General features: G+C 71.2%; 1 protein-coding gene. It reads right to left on the bottom strand.

Features of this window, described 5'->3' with window-relative positions; all coding sequences use genetic code 11:
- Window positions 1-8 precede the first annotated feature (8 nt).
- Window positions 9-2277, bottom strand: a 2269-nt coding sequence (locus tag Sru01_RS32980) for an ATP-binding protein (RefSeq protein ID WP_203994149.1), incomplete at its 5' end; no start/stop codon positions are given.

Raw genomic sequence — 2277 nt, 5'->3', positions numbered from 1 at the left:
CCCGCCGGTCAGGCCGGCGGGTCGCCGGCCGGCCGGTCCCGGCGGTCGATGAGCTCGCAGGCGATCTCCAGCAGCACGTCCACGTCGACGACCGGCTTCTGCAGGTAGGCGTCCGCCCCGCTCTCCAGCACCTTCTCCCGCTCGCCCGGGATGGCCTTGGCGCTCAGCACCACGATCGGCAGCTCGGCGTAGCGCGGCATCCGGCGGATCGTCCGGATGGCGTCGTAGCCGTCCATCACCGGCATCATGATGTCCATCAGCACCAGCGAGACGTCGGGGTTGCGTTCCAGCGTCTCCACGCCGTCCTGCCCGTTGAGGGCGTAGACGACCGGCATGCCGACCCGGCCGAGCAGCTTGGTCAGCGCGATGACCATGCGGATGTCGTCGTCCACGATCAGCACCTTGCCGGGGAGCAGCTGCGCCACCCGCTCGGCGCTCCAGGTCTCCAGCCGGGTCGTGCCCGGGTGCTCGGCCTGGTCGCGCTCGGTCGTCCACTCCATCACGTCCTCGGCGGCGTCCAGGGTGACCGTGCCGTCCGCCCCCGGCGCGTCCCTCCCCGCCTCGCCGGCCGGCAGCCGGCCGGGGTGCACGACCGGGATGTACAGGGTGAAGGTGCTGCCCTGCCCCGGCTCGCTGCGCACGGTGATCCGCCCGCCGAGCAGCGCGGCCAGCTCGCGGCTGATGGACAGGCCGAGGCCGGTGCCGCCGTACTGGTGGCTGGCCACCCCGTGCGCCTGCTCGAACGCCTCGAAGATCACCGCGAGCTTGTCCTGCGGGATCCCGATGCCGGTGTCGTCCACGCTGAAGGCCACCATGCCCTGGCCGGCGTGCCGGTCGCCGGGGCCGTCCTGGCCGGCCGGCGCCGGCACGCCCTCCGCGCGGGTGACCCGCAGCCGGACCCGGCCCTCGGCGGTGAACTTGATCGCGTTGGACAGCAGGTTGCGCAGGATCTGCTGCAGCCGCTGCTCGTCGGAGTACAGCTCGGGCGGCGCGTCGGCGGCGACGTCCACCTCGAACTCCAGCCCGTTGTCCACGGCGATCGGCCGGAAGGTGGCGTTGACGTACTCCAGCAGCTTGGCCATGGACAGCTTCCGCGGCCGGATGTCCAGCCGGCCCGCCTCGACCTTGGACAGGTCCAGGATGTCGTTGATCAGCTGCAGCAGGTCGGAGCCGGAGCGGTGGATGGCCGCGGCGAAGTCGACCTCCTCGCGGGTCAGCCGGCCGTCGGTGTTGTCGGCCAGCAGCCGCGCGTAGATCAGCATGGAGCTGAGCGGGGTGCGCAGCTCGTGCGACATGTTGGCCAGGAACTCCGACTTATACTGCGAGGAGGAGGCGAGCAGCGCGGCCTTCTCCGCCAGCTTGGCGTTCGAGCGCTGCAGCTCGCCCTGCTGGCGCTGCAGCTCGTCGGAGCGTTCCTGCAGCTGGGTGGCCAGCCGCTGCGACTCGTTCAGCAGCACCTCGGTGCGGGCGTTGGCGATGATGGTGTTGATCGCCACGCCGATGGTGTTGACGAACTGGTCGAAGAAGGCCAGGTGCACGTCGGAGAACCGGGAGAACGAGGCCAGCTCGATGATGCCGAGCAGCTTGTCCTCGAACAGGATCGGGATGATCACGATGCTCACCGGCGCGGCGGCGCCCAGCCCCGAGCCGATCACGATGTAGTCGGGCGGGGCGTTGTCCACCAGGATCCGCCGGCGCTCCTGGGCCGCCTGGCAGGCCAGGCCCTGCGCGTGCACCTGGGCGGTCTCGGCGGCACTCTCCCCACCGGCGCCCTGCAGCCCGTAGCCGGCGATGAACGCCAGCCGCGGGTCCTGCGACCCGTCGCCGTCCTCGGGGTGGGCGAGGAAGAAGGCGCCGTGCTGGGCGTTCACCAGTGGGGTCAGCTCGCGCAGGATCAGGTCGGCGACCTCCACCAGGTCGCGGTGGCCCTGCATCAGCCCGGCCAGCCGGGTGAGGTTGGACTCCAGCCAGTCCTTGGCCCGGGTGGTCTCCCGCAGGTTGGACACCATCTGGTTGATGTTGTCCTTCAGGTCGGTCACCTCGCCGTGGGTGACGACGGTGATCTGCCGCGACATGTCGCCCTGGGCCACCGCGGAGGTGACCTCGGCGATGGCGCGCACCTGGTTGGTGAGGTTGCGGGCCAGCTCGTTGACGTTGGTGGTCAGCCGCTTCCAGGTGCCGTGCACGCCCTCGACCCGGGCCTGGCCGCCGAGCCGGCCCTCGCTGCCGACCTCGCGGGCCACCCGGGTCACCTCCGAGGAGAACGACGACAGGGTG

The sequence above is a fragment of the Sphaerisporangium rufum genome (genome assembly GCF_016863395.1).
GTDB lineage: Bacteria > Actinomycetota > Actinomycetes > Streptosporangiales > Streptosporangiaceae > Sphaerisporangium > Sphaerisporangium rufum.
The sequence above is the reverse complement of the archived record's forward strand: the minus strand, read 5'-3'. Positions and strand labels throughout refer to the sequence as shown.